At 72.4% G+C, this 17,126-nt stretch carries 19 protein-coding genes; 6 read left to right on the forward strand and 13 right to left on the reverse strand.

The genetic code is table 11. The features are described 5' to 3' along the window. Window positions 1-202 precede the first annotated feature (202 nt). Window positions 203-1,552 (forward strand): MFS transporter, encoded by a 1,350-nt coding sequence (locus AC3EN4_RS26380; RefSeq protein ID WP_435208650.1) that lies wholly within the window; start codon window positions 203-205, stop codon window positions 1,550-1,552. A 49-nt stretch (window positions 1,553-1,601) separates the two neighbouring features. On the opposite strand, the gene AC3EN4_RS26385 is transcribed toward AC3EN4_RS26380, so the two are convergent. From AC3EN4_RS26385 to AC3EN4_RS26395, 3 genes are all read right to left on the reverse strand, one after another. Further along, on the reverse strand, window positions 1,602-1,988 hold the full coding sequence (locus tag AC3EN4_RS26385; protein ID WP_435208652.1) for a VOC family protein: 387 nt from the start codon (window positions 1,986-1,988) through the stop codon (window positions 1,602-1,604). After that, window positions 1,988-2,722, reverse strand: a complete 735-nt coding sequence (locus AC3EN4_RS26390) for an SRPBCC family protein (protein ID WP_435208654.1) — start codon at window positions 2,720-2,722, stop codon at window positions 1,988-1,990. Before AC3EN4_RS26390 ends, AC3EN4_RS26385 begins: the two co-directional genes overlap by 1 nt. Window positions 2,723-2,923: 201 nt before the next feature. Continuing rightward, a complete protein-coding gene (locus AC3EN4_RS26395; RefSeq protein WP_435208656.1) occupies window positions 2,924-3,343 on the reverse strand; it encodes a YchJ family protein in 420 nt (139 codons plus the stop codon). Window positions 3,344-3,440: 97 nt separating this feature from the next. On the opposite strand from AC3EN4_RS26395, the gene AC3EN4_RS26400 reads away from it, so the two are divergent. Then, window positions 3,441-4,148, forward strand: a complete 708-nt coding sequence (locus AC3EN4_RS26400) for an MBL fold metallo-hydrolase (protein ID WP_435208658.1) — start codon at window positions 3,441-3,443, stop codon at window positions 4,146-4,148. A gap of 104 nt (window positions 4,149-4,252) precedes the next feature. Here the strand turns inward: AC3EN4_RS26400 and AC3EN4_RS26405 are convergent, their stop codons facing one another. Continuing rightward, a complete protein-coding gene (locus tag AC3EN4_RS26405; protein WP_435208659.1) occupies window positions 4,253-5,407 on the reverse strand; it encodes a magnesium and cobalt transport protein CorA in 1,155 nt (384 codons plus the stop codon). Window positions 5,408-5,711: 304 nt separating this feature from the next. Continuing rightward, window positions 5,712-5,966 carry a hypothetical protein gene (locus tag AC3EN4_RS26410; RefSeq protein ID WP_435208660.1) on the reverse strand — a complete coding sequence of 85 codons (255 nt, stop codon included), beginning with the start codon at window positions 5,964-5,966 and terminating at the stop codon, window positions 5,712-5,714. A gap of 376 nt (window positions 5,967-6,342) precedes the next feature. On the opposite strand from AC3EN4_RS26410, the gene AC3EN4_RS26415 reads away from it, so the two are divergent. Beyond that, window positions 6,343-7,107: a GntR family transcriptional regulator gene (locus AC3EN4_RS26415; protein ID WP_435208661.1), complete on the forward strand. Its 765-nt coding sequence runs from the start codon at window positions 6,343-6,345 to the stop codon at window positions 7,105-7,107. Window positions 7,108-7,113: 6 nt separating this feature from the next. Continuing rightward, window positions 7,114-7,776: a YdcF family protein gene (locus AC3EN4_RS26420; RefSeq protein WP_435208663.1), complete on the forward strand. Its 663-nt coding sequence runs from the start codon at window positions 7,114-7,116 to the stop codon at window positions 7,774-7,776. Window positions 7,777-8,540: 764 nt separating this feature from the next. Here AC3EN4_RS26420 and AC3EN4_RS26425 read toward each other — a convergent pair. The 3 genes from AC3EN4_RS26425 to AC3EN4_RS26435 form a co-directional block, all read right to left on the reverse strand. Next, the gene (locus AC3EN4_RS26425) at window positions 8,541-9,152 is read right to left on the reverse strand and encodes a class F sortase (RefSeq protein WP_422739900.1); all 612 of its coding nucleotides are present in this window, start codon (window positions 9,150-9,152) and stop codon (window positions 8,541-8,543) included. Window positions 9,153-9,241: 89 nt separating this feature from the next. Beyond that, window positions 9,242-9,736 carry a hypothetical protein gene (locus tag AC3EN4_RS26430; protein ID WP_422739901.1) on the reverse strand — a complete coding sequence of 165 codons (495 nt, stop codon included), beginning with the start codon at window positions 9,734-9,736 and terminating at the stop codon, window positions 9,242-9,244. A gap of 265 nt (window positions 9,737-10,001) precedes the next feature. Then, on the reverse strand, window positions 10,002-10,817 hold the full coding sequence (locus AC3EN4_RS26435) for an ArsR/SmtB family transcription factor (RefSeq protein ID WP_435208666.1): 816 nt from the start codon (window positions 10,815-10,817) through the stop codon (window positions 10,002-10,004). A gap of 118 nt (window positions 10,818-10,935) precedes the next feature. On the opposite strand from AC3EN4_RS26435, the gene AC3EN4_RS26440 reads away from it, so the two are divergent. Continuing rightward, complete coding sequence (locus tag AC3EN4_RS26440; protein ID WP_435208668.1) at window positions 10,936-12,189, forward strand: lycopene cyclase family protein; 1,254 nt, start codon at window positions 10,936-10,938, stop codon at window positions 12,187-12,189. Window positions 12,190-12,198: 9 nt separating this feature from the next. On the opposite strand, the gene AC3EN4_RS26445 is transcribed toward AC3EN4_RS26440, so the two are convergent. Continuing rightward, on the reverse strand, window positions 12,199-13,308 hold the full coding sequence (locus tag AC3EN4_RS26445; RefSeq protein WP_435208669.1) for a serine hydrolase domain-containing protein: 1,110 nt from the start codon (window positions 13,306-13,308) through the stop codon (window positions 12,199-12,201). Window positions 13,309-13,356: 48 nt separating this feature from the next. Then, the gene (locus tag AC3EN4_RS26450; protein WP_435208671.1) at window positions 13,357-14,085 is read right to left on the reverse strand and encodes a tyrosine-protein phosphatase; all 729 of its coding nucleotides are present in this window, start codon (window positions 14,083-14,085) and stop codon (window positions 13,357-13,359) included. Window positions 14,086-14,168: 83 nt separating this feature from the next. Between AC3EN4_RS26450 and rnhA the strand changes: the two genes are divergently transcribed. Next, on the forward strand, window positions 14,169-14,633 hold the full coding sequence (gene rnhA, locus AC3EN4_RS26455; protein ID WP_422739905.1) for a ribonuclease HI: 465 nt from the start codon (window positions 14,169-14,171) through the stop codon (window positions 14,631-14,633). Here the strand turns inward: rnhA and AC3EN4_RS26460 are convergent. The 3 genes from AC3EN4_RS26460 to AC3EN4_RS26470 all read right to left on the reverse strand — a co-directional run bounded on the left by AC3EN4_RS26460 (window position 14,630) and on the right by AC3EN4_RS26470 (window position 17,021). Continuing rightward, window positions 14,630-14,872 carry a preprotein translocase YidC gene (locus AC3EN4_RS26460; RefSeq protein WP_422739906.1) on the reverse strand — a complete coding sequence of 81 codons (243 nt, stop codon included), beginning with the start codon at window positions 14,870-14,872 and terminating at the stop codon, window positions 14,630-14,632. The genes rnhA and AC3EN4_RS26460 overlap by 4 nt on opposite strands. Before the next feature lie 93 nt (window positions 14,873-14,965). Continuing rightward, complete coding sequence (locus AC3EN4_RS26465) at window positions 14,966-15,841, reverse strand: pentapeptide repeat-containing protein (RefSeq protein WP_435208674.1); 876 nt, start codon at window positions 15,839-15,841, stop codon at window positions 14,966-14,968. Window positions 15,842-15,917: 76 nt separating this feature from the next. Continuing rightward, window positions 15,918-17,021, reverse strand: coding sequence for a hypothetical protein (locus tag AC3EN4_RS26470; RefSeq protein ID WP_435208676.1), 1,104 nt, complete (start codon window positions 17,019-17,021; stop codon window positions 15,918-15,920). Window positions 17,022-17,126: the final 105 nt, after the last annotated feature.

Below are 17,126 nucleotides of genomic sequence, written 5' to 3' on the forward strand. Positions count from 1 at the left end.
CGTCGGGGGGGACCCCCCCCCCCCCCCCCCCCCCCGCCGCACGTTCCGCCGGGCGTCGAAGGCGCTGGCCAGGCGTCGGGACGCCGGTCTACCATCGCCGACATGACCTGGCGACATTGATCCCGCCCCGTAGGCCGCGCCCGTGGGCCGCCCCGGACATCGCACATCCGGTGTCCGCGTCCACTCCCACGGGAAGGCCCCCATGATCCGCCTCGCCTCGCGCGTACCCGAACCGGCGGTGCGCCGCCTCTCGGCGACCCTCTACGGGTACGCGTTCCTCAGCGACCTCGTCCTGCTCTATCCGCTGTACGTGGTGCTCTTCGCCGACACCGGCCTGTCGGTGGGGCAGATCTCGTCGTTGTTCGTCCTCTGGTCGGCCGCCGGGATCCTGTTCGAGGTGCCGTCCGGCGCGTGGGCCGACGTGGCGTCCCGCCGGCTGCTGCTGTGCCTCGCCCCGCTGGTGACCGCCGCCGGCTACGCGCTCTGGGTGCTGTTGCCGTCGTACCCGGCCTTCGCGGTGGGCTTCCTGCTCTGGGGCGCCGGCGGGGCGTTGGTCTCCGGTGCGCTGGAGGCGCTGGTCTGGACCGAGTTGGCCCGCCTCGACGCCGGCGACCGGTACGCCCGCGTGCTCGGCCGCGCCCGTACGGCGGGTGTGCTCGGTGTGGTGGTCACCGGGGTGCTCGCCGGTCCGGTGTTCGCCGCCGGTGGGTACCCGGCGGTCGGCGGGGGCAGCGTGCTCGCCTGCCTGCTCGCCGCGGCCGTCGCCACCCGCTTTCCCGAACACCGCCGGTCCCCGGTCGCGCCACCGCCACCGGCCGCGCCACTGCCACCCATGTCGCCGGCCGCGTCGTCCGCCGCGCCGCCGGCCGCCCCGCCCGAGGACGCGCCGGCCGGGGCGTCCAACCCGGACGGCAGCGACGACCTGACCTGGACCGAGACGCTTCGGGCGGGTCTGCGTCAGGTCCGTACCCGGCCACCGGTACGGGCCGCCGTGCTGCTGGCCGCCGTGGTGGCCGCCGACTGGGGAGCGCTGGACGAGTACACGCCGCTGCTGGCCCTGGACACCGGCGTGGGCGCGCCGACGGTGCCGCTGCTGCTCCTGCTGCTGTGGGCCGGCGTGACCGTGGGCGGGCTGCTCGCCCCGGTGGGAGAGCGGCTCGGCCGCCGGGGATACGCGGCACTGCTGGCCCTGGTCGCGGTGGCCCTGGCCGGAGGCGCGCTGGTCCGGCATCCGGCCGGTTTCGTGCTGCTCGCGGTGGCGTTCGGCGCGGCGCAACTGGCCACCGTCCTGGCCGACGCGCGCCTCCAGGCCCGGATCACCGGCGGTAGCCGTGCCACCGTCACCTCGCTGGCCGGGATGCTGACCGACCTGCTGGTCATCGGGACGTACGCCGGGTACGGGCTGGTCGCCACGTCGGCCGGCAACGCGGTCGCGTTCGCGGCGGCCGCCGGGGCGTACCTCGTGGTGGCGCTGGTGGTGCGGGGCCGCCGACGCCGCCGGGCGGCCGTGCCCGGCGACGTCGCCGCGGCCGGTGCGCGCGGCCCGGGCTGAGGGTGTGGCCCGACGGCGGGTGGGTCCGGTCCCGCCGTCGGGCGTCCGCTCAACCGGCGATGTGCAGGAACGACCACTGGTGGCCGTCCGGGTCGCGGAAACCGCGCATGTACATCGGCCCGCTCGCGGACCCCGGGCCCAGCGACTCGCCGCCGGCGGCCACCGCCCGGTCGACCAACTCGTCGACCTGCTCGCGGCTCTGCGCCGACAACCCCACGATGACCTCCCGGCTGGCCGCGGTGTCCGTCGCGGCGACCCCGGTGTACGCCTCGAAGGCTGAGCGCACGTGCAGCACGAGCCGGGTGCCGTCGGAGACGGTGAGCGTCATGCTGTCCCCGGCCGGGCCGGCCGGGTCGGCGTCGAAACCCAGCGCGCGGTAGAACTCGGCCGCGCTGGCCAGGTCACGCACCGGCAGGTTGACGAAGGTCGTGGTCATCAGGCGTCTCCGTTCGACTCGAGCAGCGCCTTCAACGCGGTGAGCCGGTCCCGCCAGTACGCCTTGAGCTCGGCGGCCTGCTCCGCTCCGGTCAACTTCTCGTGCAGGACGTTGACCCGGGTCTTCGACTCGCCGACCGCGTCGAAGCCGACGACGATCCGGGTCGGTCCGCCGGCCCAGTCGGCCCGGAAGCGGCGCGGTGCGGTGGCGGTGCGGACGCGCACCTCGACGTCGGGCAGCCACCGGGCGCGTACCGTCTCGTCGGCGACGGCCTCGAACAACCGCGCCGCCGGCGCCGCCACCGTCCGGCTGGCGCTGGCCTCGAAACGGCCGTCGCGCCGTTGGCCTGGCGAACGCAGGCCGCGCGCCTGCTCGTACCCGACGGTGATGGTCTGCGCCCACCATCCCGGCACCTCGTGTTCGGTCATCAGCAGGCGGGCGATCTCGGTGTGTGTCCGCTCGGCGGCGGACGCTGCGTCGAGCACGCCGAACCAGTCCGCCCAGCCCTGGCCGGTCCGGTCGCGAAGGAGGTCGTCGGCGATCCGCTCGGTCTGCGCGGCGGCGGATCCCGTAGCCGCGTCGGACGGCCGTTCGGTCGGCGCCGCGGGGGACGCCGGAGACGGGGTCGGCCCGGCGGCCCGATTGATCAGGTGCCGGCGGGCCGTGGTGTAGCTCTCGCCGGTCTTCGCCATCCGGGCGCGGACCCGGGTCTTGAACGATTTGTGCTCGGTCATCACATGCTCCCGGTCAACGGCACGGTCACCGGGACTCACGCTCCCGCCGACCCCGCCGGAGTGGGGCATGTGGCCTCACGTCCCGAGGGCGCCGGGCCCCCTTTGCCTCCGCGTGGCCGGCGGCGTGAGCGCCGGGAGGGAGGTGCGGCGCAGGACTACGCCGCCGTCATCGTACGCCCCGACCGGCCGTCCGCGCAGCCGTCAGAGCTGGTCACCGTCGAGGTAGACCCAGCGGCCGTCCTCGCGGGAGAAGCGGCTGCGTTCGGTCAGCGTGCCCGGTCGGCCGCCCGCCCGGTAGTGGGCGTGGAACGTCACGGTGCCGGTGGCGTCCAGCAGGCCACCACGCTCGGTCTCGACTATCTCCAGCCGGGTCCACCGCTGTGCCGGGTCCAGCTCCAGCCGCTCCGGCCGGGTCGAGGAGTGCCAGCTGCGCAGCAAATGGTCGGTGTCGCCCCGGGCGAACGCGCTGAACCGGGAGCGCATCAGCGCCTCGGCGGTCGACGCCGGCGCAGCGTCGTCGTGCACGGGGGAGCAGCAGTCGGCGTACGCCCGACCGGTGCCGCACGGGCAGAGTCCGCCGCTCGTCGCGTTCGCCCGCCGGCCTCGTCCCGCTTTGCCCACCGGATCATCCTGCCGCACCGGCGGGTGGTCCCGGCGACCGGCCGCCCGGTCGTCGAGGGGGTGCCGACGGTTGACGGCCGTCCCTAGACTCCCCGGCATGACGCGTTCCCCGGCGGTCTCGCTCGCTCCGAACGTCTGGCGCATCCCCACCGTGGGCCGCTCGGCCGTCAACTCGTACGCCTTCGTCGACGACGACGGCAGCGTGACGCTCGTCGACTGCGGGCTGGCCAAGGCGCCGGCCAAGATCGTGCGCGGGCTGGCCGCGATGGGCAGGACACCGGCGGACGTCACCCGCATCGTGCTCACCCACGCGCACCCCGACCACGCGGGCGGGGCGGCCGAGATGTCCCGCCGTACCGGCGCGCCGGTCGCCGCGCACGCCGCCGACGTCCCGTACGCCGAGGGCGGCCACAATCCGCCCCCGGACCCGGCGGTGACCGGCGGCCGGTTCTTCACCCGGGTGGCCGGCGGCAAGTTCCCGGCCGTACGGGTGGCGGAACCGCTCGCCGACGGCGACGTGCTCGACGTCGGCGGCGGCCTGCGGGTGGTGCACACCCCCGGGCACTCACCCGGTCACGTGTCGCTGCTGCACGAGCCGACCCGGCTGCTGATCACCGGGGACGCGCTGTTCAACGTGCTCGGCATGCGCTGGGCCCCGAAGCTGTTGTGCAGCGACTTCCGGATGACGAAGCAGACCGCCCACGTGTTCGGGGAGTTGGAGTACGACATCGCGGCGTTCACCCACGGCCCGGAGCTGACCGACCGTCCCCGCGAGCGGATCCGCGCCTTCCTCGCCCGCCGCTGACCCGCCGCCGCTCCTCCCCGTCGCCGATCTTGCACTTACTGTCCCTGCATTGCCGGCAAAGGGTGCATATCGGCGACCGAAAGTGCAAGATCGCGGGGAAGGGGTTACAGCCAGCCCGAGCAGCGGAACAGGCGGTACAGGGCCAACGCGGCCACCGCCATCAGGGCCAGCGCGCCCGCGTACCCGTAACGCCAGGCCAGCTCCGGCATGTGGTCGAAGTTCATGCCGTAGATGCCGGCGATGCCGGTCTGCGTGGCGGCGATGGCGGCCCACGCCGCGATCTTGCGCATGTCGTTGTTCTGCTCGACGGCGAGTTGCGCGAGACGGGACTGGACGATCGAGGTGAGCAGGTCGTCGTACGCGGCCACCCGGTCCACGGCCCGGCCCAGCCGGCCGTCGACGTCCACGAACCAGCGGTGCAGGGCGCGCGGCGGGCCGTCGCCGGTCGGGTCGAGCAGCGTCCGCAGGGGCGGCTGCAACGGGAGGACCGCCCGCTTGAACTCCACCACCTCCCGCTTGAGCTGGTAGACCTGCTGGATGTCGGCCGACCGGTCGCGGGCGAAGACCGCCTCCTCGACGCGTTCCAGGTCGCGCTCGACGTGCCCGGCCACCTCCAGGTACGTGTCGACCATCCGGTCGCAGACCGCGTACGCCACCGCCCAGGGGCCGGCCGCCAGCAGGTCCGGCCGGCGTTCGATGTCGGCGCGTACGTCGCGCAGCGCCCCGGCCGCGCCGTGCCGCACGGTCACGGCGAACCGGTCACCGAGCAGCACCATCACGTCACCGGTGTCGATCACCTCGGAGGTGTCGGTCAGCTCGGCGTGTTCCACGTACCCGGCGGTGCGCAGCACCAGCAGAGTGACCGGCCCGTGCCGCTGCACGGTGGGCCGGTGCCCGTCGGCGAGCGCCTGCTCGACGGTCAGCTCGTCCAGGCCGAAGGTGCGGCCCACCGCCGCCAGCACGGCCGGCCCCGGCTCGTGCAAACCGAGCCACACGAACGCGTTGCGGCCACGCCGGGCGCGGGCGTACGCGTCGTCGTAGTGCGGCCGGCCCGGCTCGCGGCGACCGTTCACGTAGACGGCACAGTCGACGACCGCGTCCGGATTGGACCGGCGGGGCGCGGGAGCGTCACCGCCGGGGCGGCCGAGTAGTCGACGGGCCAGCGCCCGTACGCCCCGACCGGCCCGGTCCCGTACCGCTCGCTGATCCACCACGCCCCCCTCCCGCGCACCGTCGCGGCCACGGTGCTCGCAGGGCATGGTGCCACCGGATTCTGCCCAGCGGCGTCCGGCGTCCGACAACCGGGTGTCACGCCTGACAGAGAATGCTTACCGCGCCGGGCACTTTGGTGGAAGCCTGCTCGCGCGTACCAGGATCTGTGTTTGCGGGCCGCGACGGCCGGACGGGAGGAGCTTGATGCCCTCGACCCAGATCCACTCGTCTTGGGGAGGGCGGTTGGCTACGAGCCGTACTCCCGTCACCCACAGCCGTACCGGGCCGTCTGATGGCAGAAGGCGATCGGCCGCGTCGATGTCCAGTACTGCCCCGAGTTGTACTCGAACGTCAAACACCGCGTCTCCTCGTCGTTGGCCCCTTGTTGTGGTGAGGCGATGTGCTCGTGTTCCGCTGGATCCGGAGGCCGGCGACCTGGGCGAAGACCTCCCGCCGGGCCAACGCGTTGTCAGTGGCCGGGTTGATGGAGTAGCCGGTCAGCCACACCCAGCCGTGATACGTCGGCTTGTCGCAGATCGAGGTCACCCGCAGCCACAGCGCCCGCTCACCGCTGAACTGCACCGACGCCCGGCCGTCGATCAACACCAGGTCGCCTGGAATGGGAATACCGGGCTGGTGCGGCGTGACTCTGCGAGGCACCGGGGCGGGCGGGTGGTTGATGGGCCGTCGTTCGGGTCGTGGTCCCACGCCAGCACTCACCCGGGCCGGTCTCATGCCCTGCCGGAGCAGGAGATGCCTGGAGTGATGGCGTAGGGAGGTCCGGCATGCTGCACCGGAGATAGTCGGGACGTCTTCGGAACCGCCGCAGTACCAAGCATCACCAGGTCCTATCCGGGAATTAGAGCTAGTCCTATGTGACTCGGCCGCCTATCGACTTGTCAATAGAGCTAGCTCTAATGTTCACAAGGAGGCACACTGGCTGGTAAAGATGGCTCTACGAAGCGAGCGGCCAGGAGGAGCGATGGGCACCGGATACAGGGGTCTGGCCGCGCTCCTGCGCGAAGCCATCCAGCGAGGCGACTACACCGAGGGCAGTACCCTGCCCAAGCAGGGCGAGATCGCTGCCGAGCACGGGGTCAACATCAACACCGTCCGGCAGGCAGTGCGCCTACTTGAATCTGAAGGGCTCGTCACGCCGGTCCGCAGACGTGGCACCGTGGTCCGGCCGCGTGTGGCCATGAGGCGACTCGGTGCCGATCGCTATGCCAAGAGCAAGTGGAAATCGGGGCTCGTCGCGTTCGCCGCCGACCGCGAAGCCACCGGCCGTGCATGGGCACCAGATGACCAGATCAACGACGTGCGCCTGACGAAGGCGGACGCCGAGACGTCCGACGCGCTCGGACTGACACCCGGAGCGCCCGTCTACGAACGCGCCCGCCTGGTCAAGGAAGCCCACGTGCCCACCCATACCTTGACCAGCTACTACCGGCCGGAAGACGTGGAAGGGACGCCGCTGGTCGATTCGAAGACGGGGCCCGCCGGACGAGGCGGCGGCTTCGCCATCCTCACCGGCCGAGGGTTGGAACCCGACACGATCACCGAGACCGTGCACGCCCGAATGCCCACCCCCGACGAGACGCAGGTTCTTCGCCTCCCCGCCGGTGAACCGGTCATGGTCCTGCACCGCACGACGTTTACCGCAGGCGGCCGACCGATCGAGTTCGCTCGAGGCGTGCACGCCGCATCCCGCTTCACATGGTCGTACACCTTCAAGATCCCCGACTGATGTGCGATGGCGACAACTCCTCGGACCATTCCCGCCGAACATCGCGCGGACGTCGAGCGCCTGTGGGACTACCACAACATGCACCACGAGATCCGGCCGGTCGATGTCGGCATCGGGCTTGGCAGTCACGACCTCGGAGTCGCCAAGATCGCCACCGACCTCTATCACCAAGGGATGTATCCGACGTTGGTCTTCACCGGCGCTAACGCCCCGACCACCATCCAAACCTTCCCCCGAGGTGAGGCCGTCCACTATCGCGAGTACGCCCTAACTCACGGCGTTCCGGCTGGCGCGATCCTCATCGACACGCTTGCCAAGAACACCGGTCAGAACATCGAGAACACCCGAGCGCTCCTTGTCGAGCGCCAGATCCAGGCTCGGTCAGTGATGCTGATGTCTCGGCCATACCAACAGCGCCGCGCGTACGCCACCTGTAAGAAACTCTGGCCCAGCGTCTACGTAGTCTGTGCGGCCTACTCACCCTCACTTGACGACTACCTGGCCAGCATCGGCAACACTAAGAAGGTCATCGACATGCTCGTCGGCGACACCCAGCGCATCGACAAGTACGCCGAACTCGGCTTCGCCATCCCACAGCACGTGCCTGGTGACGTCCGCGCTGCCTACAGCCGTCTCGTTCAAGCCGGCTACACCAGCCGACTCGTGTAGAAACCGGCGTCCACAGCACTCGGCCGCCAACGACCTGAGGCTGCCCGACGGAAGTCGTCTATGCCGGAGTAGTTGCAGCGGAGCCAGTTAGGCGGAGGGCCCCGCACCCCTGGTTGGAACAGGGTGCGGGGCCGGGTTGCTAACGAACTAAAACTCCTACCATCGTCGCAACAGCAGCCACGAGGGCGGTTGCTATCGGGCCGAGGGCGCGGATGTATGCCAACACGATGCGATGGCTCCGCAGCCCGCCATCTTCATCGTCTTTGGCCCTCGGCGCTTCAAAGTCCGGCCCACGAGGGGTTACAGTCAACCTGACTCCTTCCGTTGCACGCGGTCGAGTCGAGAGCGGCGTCCGGTTGCAGCCGGGCGCCGCCTTGTTTAGGCGGCGCAGTGCCGTTCGACCGTCAAAGCATCTCGCTTCTGGCGCTCTAGCACAAGACCCGACTTTTGTCTGTCAAGTATCCGACAGTTCGATCTAGTCGAATGGGCTGTCACTGTGCTGGTCATAGGCGTGTGGGAGGTAGCCAGCTGATCCTACGTGTCAACGTCACGGCTGGCCGAAACGATCGACCGATACCCGACCTTCCGTCGAGTGCGTGGCGATCGGTTACCGCGCCGCTTGGCGCCGTGCCTCGTTTGCGCCCAGGTGAGTGGGCACCGCGTCGGGTTGGACCATGCTGAACATGCGATGCGGGCGACACGCGCGTCTCGGTACGGCTTTGTTCGCACTGGGATCCCGCTGCCCCCAACAGTGCGGTGCCCCCTCAGGCGGTGCGGGTGGCGAAGACGACGATGTTGTCGACGTAGTTGCCGGTCGCGTCGTCGAACCGGCCGCCGCAGGTGATCAGGCGGAGCCCGGCGACGTCCGCCGGGCCGTAGACCAGGGTGCTGGGGAAGCTGCTCTTGGGGTACGCGTGGACACCGTCCACGGTGAACGTGGCGACCCGCGCGTCGGCCCGGGTGACCTGGATCTCCTGGCCGGCGCGCAGTCGGCCGAGGTCGAAGAAGACCGCCGGACCGGCGGGGGAGTCGACGTGTCCCACCAGGACGGCGTTGCCGGTCTCACCGGGGCTCACCCCGTGCCGGTACCAGCCGGCGAGCGCCGGCTTGTCCAGCGGGGGTACCTCCAGCACCCCGGCGGCGTCCGCGCCGACGGCGACGATGTCGGCGCGTACCCCGATGGTGGGAATCTGGACCTGGACGGGCGCGGCGCGGGGCAGCGGCGCCAGGTCCGGCGCGGGTCGGGAGGGTGCCGGTGCGTCGGCCGGCGGGTGTGGCGGACGTGCCGGCCCGTCGGTGAGACCGACGGTGATCAGTCCGAGTCCGGTGACGCCGAGCAGGGCGACCACGGCCGGCAGGCTTCGCCGCCACCACACGTGCGCACCTCCGTCAGGGCTGGTCGGGGTGCCCGCGCCGGTTTCTACCGGCACGGGCACCCGACCTCTTGGGATGGAGCGGTCGCCGGTCAGGCGACGGTGGACACCGGTCGGCGTCGGCGCAGCAGCAGCGCCGCGCCCGCGGCGGCGGTGCCGAGCAGGGTGCCTCCGGCGGCGAGCGCGCCCGCGTCACGTCCGTCCCGGCTGTCGCCGCCCGAGCCGGCCGGGGCGCCGCCGATCGGGGTGACGGTGAAGGTGGCGCTGCCCGCCGAGCTGCCGTCGCCGCAGGTCGCCGCCACCGTGTACGTGCCCAGGGTGAACCCGGCGGTGAACAGTTCGGCGCTGAGTCCGCCGCCTGCGGCGGCCGTGGTGGATCGGACGTTCTGGTCGCGGTTGGGTCCGGTGACCCGGAAGATGACGTCACCCGACTTCGGGTTGCAGGTCGTCGCGGTGAGCACGACGGTTCCTCCGACCGGGGTGGTGGCCGGTGACACAACGGTGTCGGCCAGTGCGGCGCCCGGCAGCAGTAGCGTGCCGAGACCCACGCCGAGCGCCGCCGAGCAGAGTGCTGTTGAGACCTTCATACGCGTCTTCCCTCACTTTTCGTCCGCTGGCTGCGTGGGACGTCGTTCGGGTGGCCAACTCCGTGACTAGCACCGGTGTGCCCAACACTAGGTGGGTTGGGACCCCGATCAGGTGAAAATGAGAAACCTTCGTTGCCGTCACGTGTCCACCCGAAGGCGGGGGAGAGCGGCGGGGCTGTCACCCCTGGGTCGATGGCGAGGTATGGGCGCCGGCGGCGCGAATGCTCTCGTCGGGCGCGGGCCGAATCCGCTGGTGGGCGGGTTGTCAGCCGGCCGGGATGGGCTCGCCGGTCTCGACGAGGGTCTTGAGGCTGGCCAGTAGCTCCGGCCAACCGCCGCTACCGTCGAGTTGGCCGCTGATGGCCCGGTACATCTCGCTGTCCGGGGAGAAATCGTCGTGCCGCACGGTCAACCGGACGGCCGACTCCCCGTGCGGCTCGATCTCGAAGGTGACCGTCGAACGGCGCTCGCCCAGTCGGGCGGCCAACTCCTCCGGGGACCAGCCGAAGTGCTCGGCGTGTTCCGGCTGGAAGCCGTGCCAACTGTAGGAGAGGCGTCGGTACGGCTCGGCGACCAGCACGCGCTGGCCGAGATCGCGCGGTTCGGCGTCCGGCGCGTCCTGCCACAGCACGGGCGCGCCGACCGTCCAGTCGGACACCAGCGCGACCCCACCCCAGTAGCGGCGGGTGAACGCCGGTTCGGTGAGCGCGGCCCAGAGGCGCTGCGGCGTGGTGGCGACGTAGGTGGTGTAGACGAAGGTGGGGCTCTCCATGGGCTGTCGCTCCAATGCGTTGGTCAGGTCGGCGAGCGCGGCGGCCCGCTCCCGGTCGTAGCGGCTGAGCCAGCGGTCCGCGATGGCGTTGACCGGCGCGGCGTTGAGGTGGTGGACCTTCTCGCGGCCACGTCGTTCGGTCGTGACGAGGTCGGCCGCCTCCAGCACCGACAGGTGCTTGCTGACGGCCTGACGGGTCATCGCCAGCCCGTCGCAGAGCTCCCGCAGGGTCTGGCCGTTGCGGTCGTTGAGCCTGTCGAGCAGTCGTCGCCGGCTGGGATCGGCCAGGGCCCGGAACACGTCGTCCACGAGCCTCCTCCCAAAAGGCAACCGAACAGTTGCCTTTCGACCATAGGCAACCCGGTGGTTGCACGTCAACCCGGTGGCGGCGCGTGGGCGAACCGCGCCGTATGGCAGCGTGGGGCGGGTGACCGATTCCGTCCGGCTCGACGTCGACCTCGCGCTGCTCGGCGGCGGGGGCGCCGCCTCGTTGGTGCTCGCCGCGCTCGACCGGCACGGTGTCCGCGATCTGCGGATCGCCATCGTCGACCCGGTCCGCCGGCGCGGCCAGGACCGCACCTGGGCGTTCTGGGGTCACCCCGACACCGACCTCGACCCGCTGCTCAGCGCCAGCTGGCACCAGGTCGAGGTGGTCACGCCCGCGCGGCGTCGCGTCCTGGACCTGACCCCGCTGCGGTACGCCATGCTCCGCTCCGGCCCGGTCTACGACCGGGCTGCCGCAGCCGAGCAGCGGCTCACCGCCCGCCGAATCGTCGCCCCGGCGCAGGCGGTCACCGACGAGGGCGACCGGGTGCTCGTCCGCTGCGGCGACGGGTCGGTCGTGCGGGCCGGCTGGGTGCTCGACTCCCGGCCCCGCCCACCGGCCCGCGCCGGCCGGACCACGTGGTTGCAGCACTTCCGCGGCTGGTGGCTGGAGGCCGACCGGCCGGTGTTCGACCCGCGCCGGGCGGTGCTCATGGACTTCCGCACCCCGCAGCCGCCTCGGGGCGTCTCCTTCGGCTACCTGCTCCCGGTCAACGACCGGTACGCCCTCGTCGAGTACACCGAGTTCTCGCCCGGCCTGCTCACCGACGCCGGGTACGACACGGCGCTGGTCGGCTACCGCGACCTGCTCGGGCTCGACCCGACGGGGCTGCGGATCCGCGAGGTCGAGAACGGGGTGATCCCGATGACCGACGCGCCGTTCCCGGCCCGACCCTCGTCCCGCGTCGTCCGTCTCGGCACGGCCGGCGGGGCGACCCGCCCCTCCACCGGCTTCACCTTCTCCGCCATGCACCGCCAGGCCGACCAGATCGCCCGCGCGCTCGCCGCCGGCCGTCCGCCTGTTCCCCGGCCCGCGTACCCGGCCCGGCACCGCTGGATGGACGCGGTGGCGCTGCGGGCGCTGGACAGCGGCGGCGTGGGCGGTCCGGACTTCTTCGACCGGCTCTTCGACCGCAACCCCGCCGAGCGGGTCCTGCGCTTCCTCGACGGCGTCACTACCCCGACCGAGGAGATCGCGATCATGAACTCGACCCGGCTCGGGCCGATGATCGCCGCCACCGTCGGCGACGCGGCCCACCGCGCCCGCGACCGGCTGCGCCCCGTCCGTCCCGCGCCGGCCATCCCGGCGGCCGTGGTGGGCGGTCCGGTCCCGCCCCGCGCCGACCCGCCGGCCTGAGCCGACCGGTCAGCGCCGGGCGGCCACCGCGTCGCGGATCCGCACCCGCAGGTCCTCCATCGGGTCGCCGTCACCGGCTGCCAGCAGCGTCTTCGTCGCCGCGACCGTCAACCCCAACTCCGGGTACGCGAACCCGAGGCTGCCGCCGCTGCCGGCCGCGCCGAACGAACCGTCGTCGTCCACCGCGTACCCGAGTCCCCAGGTCGTCTGCTGCCCGAACACCCACTCCGGCCCGGACGGCCCGTCCGGCGTCGTCGCGGCCCGCAAGCGGTCCGGCGAGATCAGTCGGACGCCGTCCACCTCGCCGATCAGCGCGGCGAGCATCCGGGCCAGCGCCCGGGCGGTCACCGTGCCGGTGGCCGGCACCTCGGCGGCGAGGACGTCGGCCCGGCCGCCGATCTCCGCGCCGGGCCGGACGCCGGCCGGGGCGACCCGGTCGAAGTGGGGCAGGTTCGCGCTGGCGAACGCGAACAGGGCCGACAGGTTGCGGTCCTCCACCCGGGCCAGCCGGTCCAGGTCGGCGGCCGGCACCGCGAGGTACAGCTCGTCGGCCACCCCGAGCGGCCCGGCCACGTCCTCGGCGAGCACCTGGGAGACACGTCTGCCGGTCACCCGGCGGACCACCTCACCGACCAGCCAACCGAAGGTCCACGCGTGGTACGCGCTGACCGCGCCGGGCGGGGCGATCGGTTCGCTGTCGGCCACGATCGCGCACATCCGGTCCCAGTCGGTGAAGTCCTCCGGCGTCACGTCCGCCGGCAGGACGGGCACACCGGCGGTGTGGGTGAGCGCGTGCCGCAGGGAGATCCACTCCTTGCCGTGCCGGCCGAACTCCGGCCACACCTCGGCGATCCGCAGGTCGTAGTCCAGCTCACCCCGCTCGGCCAGCACGTGCACCACGGTCGCGGTGAGCGCCTTGCCGGTGGACGCGCTCCAGATCGGCGTGTCGCCACCCAGCGCCCGGCCGGTGGCCCGGTCGGCGCTCCCGGCGTGTACGTCCAGCATCGGCGACCCGTGCAGGTACGCGGCGACCTGCACCCCGGATTCCCGCCCGTCGGCGATCAGCTCGTCGATCGTGCGCCGTACGTCGGCCCGCAGGCATTCCCAGTCACCGTCCACGGCGAACGACTCTGACAGATCGGACCGCTCCCGGGCGCGCGATTTTCCTCAGCTGGTCAGGAGTCGGTCGCGCAGTCGGGCGGTCAGCGCCTCGTCCACGCCGAGCCGGGCGGTGGCGTAGCCGACCACCGATCCGTACGCCTCGGTCAGGTCGGCCAGGAAGTGCCGGATGACGGCCTCCGGCGCGCGACCGTACCCGGGCCAGAGCAGCTCACGGTCGGGGTTCAGGACCCGCCAGTCGGCGACGAGGCGCTCGGTGGCCAGCTCGGTACGCGCGAAGTCGGCGGCGATCTGCTCCTCGTCCACGCCGAGCAGCGCGAGTAGCAGCGCGGCCAGCAGACCGGTCCGGTCCTTGCCGGACGCGCAGTGGAAGACCAGCGGAGCGTCGGCGGCGGCGATCACCGCCAACGCCTGTCGCAGCTCGGCCACCCCGTCCTCGGCCACCTCCGCGTACCGGTCGGCCAGGTACCGCCACGGGTCGAGCGCCGGGTCGATCGTCGCCTGGTCGTAGGGGCGGTGCTCGATACTGAGGTTGTGCCAGGTCAGCCCGTCGAGCTGCGGCGCGCGGCCCCGCGCGGCGATCTCCCACGGATACCGCAGGTCGATCACCGTGCGGACGCCGAGGGCGTGGAACCGGTCCAGGTCGGCGTCGGCCAGCTTGCCCAACGAGTCCGACCGGTAGAGCAGCCGCCAGCGGACCGTACGCCCGTCGTCGGTGCGGTAACCACCGAGATCCCGGAAATTGTGCAGACGGTCGAACGCGACGTGTCGGTCCATCCGCCAGACCCTAGCGCCCGCGGCCCCGGCGTGGCGGCCCCCGACGGGCCGGTGCGGCGCCGCCGCCCGGTAGGTTGCCTGCCATGGCGGACGGCAGGGGCGTGCAGATCTGGACCGACGGGGCGTGCAGTGGCAACCCCGGGCCGGGCGGCTGGGGAGCGCTGCTGCGCTACGGCGACCACGAGCGGGAGCTGTGCGGCGGCGAGGCCACGCCGACGACCAACAACCGGATGGAGCTGATGGCGGCCATCCAGGCGTTGGAGAGCCTGAACCGACCGGTGACCGTCGAGTTGCACACCGACAGCACGTACGTGCGCAACGGCATCACGAGCTGGCTGGCGTCCTGGAAGCGCAACGGCTGGAAGACCGCCGCGAAGCAGCCGGTGAAGAACGCCGACCTGTGGCAGCGCCTGGAGGCGGCCTGCGCGCGGCACGAGGTGACCTGGCTGTGGGTCAAGGGGCACAACGGTCACCCGGAGAACGAGCGCGCGGACGGTCTGGCCAACAAGGGCATGACCGAGGCGCGTGCGGCGCTGGCGAGCCGCTAACCGCGGCGGGTCGCGTCCGGGTGCCCCGGCATGCTCGACCCGCCGCCGCTGCTGCCGGACGAGCCACCGGTCATACCGGAGCTGTTGTCCTCGGTGACGATGTCCGGCCGCTCGTCCGTGTCGGCCGGCGCCGGGACCTCGGTGTCCGCCTCGACCTGCACCAGCGGAACCTGACCGGCCTCGTCCTCGCTGTGCTGCGGGTCGCCCGGCAGCTCACCGTCGCGCTTTCGGTAACCCACGCCGTGCCCCCCCGTCGGTGCGGTTCCGCGTCGGGCGTGGCTACCCGGCGTCGTCACCCACGAAACCTCGCCCGCCGGCACGCCGTGCCCGGGTCAGCGTCGTCGGCTCCGCCGACCGGCGGCGGTGGCCCGGCTGGGGCGGGACACCGGCGTCAGGTGCAGCGCCGTCCAGTGCGCCGGCCGGGTCAGCATCGCCGGCAGGCTCGTGCGGGCGTCACCCCGCGCGGCGTCGAGCTGCGCCTGGTGCAGGAACAGCGTGGTCCGCAGGTCCGCGCCGCGCAGGTCGGCGCCGCGCAGGTCCGCACCCGTGACGTCGGCCAGGGCGAGGTCGACGCCGCGCAGGTCGGCGCCGATCAGCAGCGCGCCGCGCAGGTTGGCCCGGCGCAGGTCCGTCCGGCGCAGGTCGACGCCGAGGAGGTGAGCGCCCCGCCGGTCGGGACCTGCGGGAGCGCGCGCCGTGTCGCTGGCCCGCGACAGCAGTGGGTTGACCCGGGCCCGGTGCGCGTCGACGTCCACGGTCCGCAGGCGACTCGGCTCGCCCTCGGTGAGTCCGGTGATCTCGACGCGGGCGCGGTCCAGTTCGGCGCGCAGCCCGGCAGACGGGCCCAGCGACAGCGCCTCGGTGAGATACCAGAGCAGTTCGTGCAGCGGACGAAGCACCCGGAACGCCTCGGCCATCGCCGGCAGGGTGTCCGGAGCGTCCCGCCAGTCCCGCCCACCGAAGGTGACCTGCGCGACCTGCTGCCCCGCGCCGAAGCAGTCGAAGACGGTGCAGCCCGCGAATCCGCGCTCCCGCAGCTCGGTGTGGATGCCGCAGCGGTGGTCGGGGCGCAGGTTCGGGCAGGCGCGGCCGGCGGGCTTGTCGATGGCGAAGTCCGCCGACGCGGCGAAGGCGGGAACCACGCAGCACAACCCGAAGCAGCGCGCGCAGTCGGCGCGCAGCGGCGTCGGCCCGGGGCTGGGCGGCACGGCCGGTACTCCCTCTGGTCGGTGGTGCGCGGTGGTCACCAGTGTCCCGCGCGGCACCCGAGCGGTCGACGCGGGGTCACCCTCCGTGCGGGTCGCCGGCCGCCGCGGCGCGCGGAACGGGGGTACGCGGACCGTCCGGCGCGGGCACCAGCCGGCGTACCGCCCGCTGCCCGTCGCCGTGCCCGTACTTCTGGTCGAAGTGCCGGGCCACGACGGTGGCCGGCGTCGGGTCCCCGTCGGCCGGCTCGGCCAGCGCGAACACCGCGGGCGTCGCGCCCGGGCGGGGCGGCAGGACGGCGCGTACGGTCAGCGGGCCGGTCACCCGGAACGCCCGGCAGTCGACGTAGTGCTGCCCCTGGACCGTCACGTAGGGCACCTGCACCTCGACCACGTCGGAGTCCTCGTGGCGCAGCGTCACGGTCACCGACCAGTACTGGTCCAGGTTCGAGGTCTCCCGCTGGTGCTCCCACAACTCCTCGAACCGGGCGTGCACGAAACCGCCCCACGGGCTGTCCATGTCCACCTCCAGCTGGGGCACGTTGAACGACAACTTCCCGATCGGGAAGAACGAGATCAGCGCCCGACTGTCCCACTGGTAGAGCTGGATCGACGGGGACGCGTCGTAGAGCCGTACCTGCAACCGGTGCCGCACCGCCGGATCGAGGGTGTCGGAGAACGCGGCCAGGTGACGCAGGTTGGTACGGATCTGGCGCGGCACGTCCACCCGCTGCCGTTCCAACTCCTCGGAGCGTTGCTGCGCGGCGGTGCAGTCGGGGTCGAGCAGGAGCAGTTGGACGTGGGCGCCGTTGCCGAGCGCCGCGCGTACGGCGTCGAAGGTCTCCTCGCGGTGCCGCTGCTCCAGCAGGATCGTCCAGGTGTCGAGGATGCGGACCCGCCGCGTGCAGCGGCGCAGCCGTGTCACGAACGCCGCCTGGTCGAAGCTCAGGTGCTCCTGCACCCGGGCCCTGCGGGCCTCTTCGAACAGCGGGTCGAAGATGACGTACGAGATCGCCGCGAGCACGACGCTGGAGCCGAGGTTGAGCAGCAGGTCGCTGAGGAAGCCGGTGCTGCGCCAGGCGGCCAGCAGCATCACGAGCGCGATACCGAGCAACGGCCCACCGACCACGACGGCGCGTCGTTGTCGGCCGCGACCTCCGCTCCGCCCCGCCCACTCGGGCATCCGGTCCCCTTCCGTCATGGCCCACCGAGATGCGGAGGATACGGGCCGGCTGTGCCGCTCGCTGTCCCGTTCGTGACCGTCCGGTTTCGTCGGTCGGGGCCGTCG

Source organism: Micromonospora sp. bgisy143, from assembly GCF_057708145.1.

What these genes read in the sequence shown, in the direction of transcription:
- AC3EN4_RS26420 (WP_435208663.1), top strand. Translation starts at nt 7,114, where the DNA reads ATGGCGACAACTCCTCGGACCATTCCCGCCGAACATCGCGCGGACGTC.
- AC3EN4_RS26390 (WP_435208654.1), bottom strand. Translation starts at nt 2,722, where the DNA reads ATGACCGAGCACAAATCGTTCAAGACCCGGGTCCGCGCCCGGATGGCG.
- AC3EN4_RS26415 (WP_435208661.1), top strand. Translation starts at nt 6,343, where the DNA reads ATGGGCACCGGATACAGGGGTCTGGCCGCGCTCCTGCGCGAAGCCATC.
- AC3EN4_RS26450 (WP_435208671.1), bottom strand. Translation starts at nt 14,085, where the DNA reads ATGGACCGACACGTCGCGTTCGACCGTCTGCACAATTTCCGGGATCTC.
- AC3EN4_RS26405 (WP_435208659.1), bottom strand. Translation starts at nt 5,407, where the DNA reads ATGCCCTGCGAGCACCGTGGCCGCGACGGTGCGCGGGAGGGGGGCGTG.
- AC3EN4_RS26470 (WP_435208676.1), bottom strand. Translation starts at nt 17,021, where the DNA reads ATGCCCGAGTGGGCGGGGCGGAGCGGAGGTCGCGGCCGACAACGACGC.
- AC3EN4_RS26430 (WP_422739901.1), bottom strand. Translation starts at nt 9,736, where the DNA reads ATGAAGGTCTCAACAGCACTCTGCTCGGCGGCGCTCGGCGTGGGTCTC.
- AC3EN4_RS26385 (WP_435208652.1), bottom strand. Translation starts at nt 1,988, where the DNA reads ATGACCACGACCTTCGTCAACCTGCCGGTGCGTGACCTGGCCAGCGCG.
- rnhA (WP_422739905.1), top strand. Translation starts at nt 14,169, where the DNA reads ATGGCGGACGGCAGGGGCGTGCAGATCTGGACCGACGGGGCGTGCAGT.
- AC3EN4_RS26400 (WP_435208658.1), top strand. Translation starts at nt 3,441, where the DNA reads ATGACGCGTTCCCCGGCGGTCTCGCTCGCTCCGAACGTCTGGCGCATC.
- AC3EN4_RS26380 (WP_435208650.1), top strand. Translation starts at nt 203, where the DNA reads ATGATCCGCCTCGCCTCGCGCGTACCCGAACCGGCGGTGCGCCGCCTC.